Below are 2847 nucleotides of genomic sequence, written 5' to 3'. Positions count from 1 at the left end.
AAAAAAGCAGACCGCACAGCCATCAAAAGTGAGCCAACTTAGGTGACATAACACCGAAGCTACCGAGGGACGAATTTACACCACATTTAGGACTTGATCCGCTCTTACTCGACTCGAGTATTCGAGATGATCTTAATGAACAACACCGAACCAAATTTTAATACTGGTAGCCAGGATAAGAACTGCGAGGATGGAACGAAGCCATTTGGTATCGATTTTCTTACTGAGGCGCGCACCAATCGGGGCACCGACAATACTCGCCCAAATCATAATTAGTGCTGGACCTAGTAAAACGTCCCCTGTGGATAGTTTTCCGATGGTTGTCCCAATTGAGGAAATGAGCGTGATGGCTAACGATGATGCAATGGTCACTCGCATCGGAATGCGCAGGATCACAAGCATAATCGGAACTAAAATAAACGATCCGGCCGCACCGACAATGCCAGAGAGGAGACCGACTACAAATGCAGCAGTGGTGGCGACAACTCGATTAAACGGTATTTCGGATATGGGCTTGTCATCCATAGATGTATTAGGAAAGAACATCATCGCCGCTGCAATTGTTGCTAGAGAGGCGTAGACGATATTGATAGCAATTTCAGATAGAAATTTGGCTCCGAATGCGCCAATAAAACTGCCCACCAAAATAGCAGCACCCATGTAGGTAATCAGCCGCCAGTGCAAAAAATCCCCTTTGCGATATGCCAACACGCCGGAGCTTGCGGCAAACAATACTTGAACGGCGCTAATACCAGACACTTGATGTGCGGTAAATGCTGCAACGCCGAGAAGTGGTGGAATATAGAGTAGCATTGGGTATTTTACGATTGACCCGCCGATACCGAGCATCCCTGAGATGAATGAACCAACGAGGCCAATCAATAAAATCGTGACAAAGCTGGCAATGTTCATTTTTGCAATCCCCCAGAGTAACCAATTCGATAGTTATAAAGGTATATGCGTGGCTGGACAAGATTATACGTGTAGGGGTATAAATGGAGTGTGTTTAACGAAAAAATTGACTCGTCCTTGTCGTCGAATGAAGTAGACTGTACGTAACGAATGCAACTTACAGGAGGAATGTACCATGATTCAAGAAGTGAATGATTCGTATGTGCTTTTAAGCGCTGTTCATGGAAGCATTGATAAAATGGTCGAGAATTTGACAGATGATGAATGGATAAAAAAGCCGTTACCGAATTTTAATAACATCGCTTCTGTTGTGGATCACATGACGCGCGTAGAGCGAAAGTTTGTTTCGGCTATCGCAGGTCAGTCTCAAGACATAAATACAGCAGAACCGTTCCAGATAGACAGTTGGGACTTGAAAGCGATTCGTAAGGCGTGGGCTGACTCACTTCCTTATGTAGCTAGTGTGTATGAATCTCTAACAGAAGCACAGCTTACGGAGCCAGGGTTGAAGGTGGGCATGGGGGAACTGAACAAGCGTCAATTGATGAGTAACGCAATTGCGCACGCAGCGCACCATCGTGGACAAATTCCACTTATCAAGAAACTGCTACTTGGATAAGTAATAATCCCGGATTTCGATGATTAGGTGATTGAAGTCATTGACCGGAGCGTGCTTTCAAGCATCTGATGGATTTGTTAGCGAACACGTCGGAATCATCGTATGGCACGGGAGTGAGGGTACAATTTCCCCCTCCCCAAGCCAGGCTATGAACTCCATTTTTTAGTTAGAAAAAAATCTACGTGGCAGTTTGAAACACCTGCCATGACAAATGCTCTGCATGTTCCGGAAGACGAATGCTCCACTGGCGTGCATGACGAACTAGAATCCCAGGTAGATGGAATAGTCTTCGTCTGAGCCGTCCGGCAGTCCACTGGCGCACCCCTGGTTGAAGCGCGATGTGCTTATACACCAGGCGTAGATTATACGCAAGCAGGTTTAGACCTTGCAGCGCTTTGTTGGCATCGAAATTTTGGCTAGAGAATTGATCGATGGCGAACCCCGTATTTGGCTTCCTTGATGTGATTCTCAGCGTTAGCACGAAAGTTATAGAAGTGCCATACATCCTCGCCGCTCCAGTCAATCGTTGGCAATCGCTTCGTATTCCCAGAGCCAATCCGCACACAGGCACTCCTGTGGTTCAATGTCTAAGCGACGCACAATGATGACCCAACGAGGCTTGTCCCAGGATGTTGCCTGATACATGATGGAAGCAACGTCGCAGTGTTCCCGGTCACTCTCTGTGATACAGTGCCAGAGAAGATTTGGCGCTTGCGCCAACTGTGCGAGTCGCTTGGTCCACTTGAGTTTGATCACGTAATCTCGATTGTCTTGCTCAAGTGTCTGGAATACTTTTTCTCCGGTAAATCCTTTGTCCATTCGGACGGCACGAATGTTGACACCGTCCGGCAACTGGTCTTTCATCGCTTTGGAGAATTCTGAAAAATCCATCGGCTGTATGGGCATCGCCAGAGCGCAACTCATCATAGAGACAGCACCCAGTCAGAGAATCAAACGCGAGTAAGGGATGAAAACTCGCTCTTCCATGATGATGTGGGTTGTATCCAACAGCAGACTGTTGCTGCGCACCATAAACCGTCTCTACAGAGGAATCGATATCGATCACAATGTCTTGCCCTTTGAAAAAAAGTGACTTGTAGATGGCCACGATAGAATGAATCGACATTAGTGGCCACGAGATTCCGTCAGGGAGGCGATAAAAAAGATCCGCACAATCTCTGTCGAATGTTGTAAGTGCGACCAAACAACATATTGGCGAGGAGCGCGGACCTTTGCGAGAGACTCTCAAAGCCATGATACAGGTTCAGACGTTAAAAGACGAGGGCTTAACCAACGTCGCTATTGGCCAAAGGCTG

General features: G+C 47.0%; 4 protein-coding genes and 1 pseudogene. 1 reads left to right on the top strand and 4 read right to left on the bottom strand.

The genetic code is table 11. The features are described from left to right. Window positions 1-132 precede the first annotated feature (132 nt). Window positions 133-912: a sulfite exporter TauE/SafE family protein gene (locus tag BLU70_RS14090; protein ID WP_040288580.1), complete on the bottom strand. Its 780-nt coding sequence runs from the start codon at window positions 910-912 to the stop codon at window positions 133-135. 175 nt (window positions 913-1087) lie between these two features. Here BLU70_RS14090 and BLU70_RS14085 point away from each other — a divergent pair, with 175 nt between their 5' ends. Next, complete coding sequence (locus BLU70_RS14085; protein WP_006445817.1) at window positions 1088-1531, top strand: DinB family protein; 444 nt, start codon at window positions 1088-1090, stop codon at window positions 1529-1531. A 178-nt stretch (window positions 1532-1709) separates the two neighbouring features. Here BLU70_RS14085 and BLU70_RS15045 read toward each other — a convergent pair whose 3' ends face one another. The 3 genes and pseudogenes from BLU70_RS15045 to BLU70_RS15040 form a co-directional block, all read right to left on the bottom strand. Next, a complete protein-coding gene (locus BLU70_RS15045) occupies window positions 1710-2036 on the bottom strand; it encodes a transposase (RefSeq protein WP_052012378.1) in 327 nt (108 codons plus the stop codon). Window positions 2037-2050: 14 nt separating this feature from the next. Further along, entirely contained in the window at window positions 2051-2458 is a 408-nt protein-coding gene (locus tag BLU70_RS14075; RefSeq protein WP_083341326.1) for a transposase, read from the bottom strand. A 1-nt stretch (window position 2459) separates the two neighbouring features. Next, window positions 2460-2657: pseudogene (locus BLU70_RS15040) on the bottom strand (transposase); the annotation flags it as partial. Window positions 2658-2847 lie beyond the last annotated feature (190 nt).

It is taken from the genome of Alicyclobacillus hesperidum (assembly GCF_900107035.1).
Classification (GTDB): Bacteria; Bacillota; Bacilli; order Alicyclobacillales; family Alicyclobacillaceae; genus Alicyclobacillus; species Alicyclobacillus hesperidum.
Note: the sequence above shows the minus strand (reverse complement) of the source record. Positions and strands in the feature narration are given on the sequence as shown.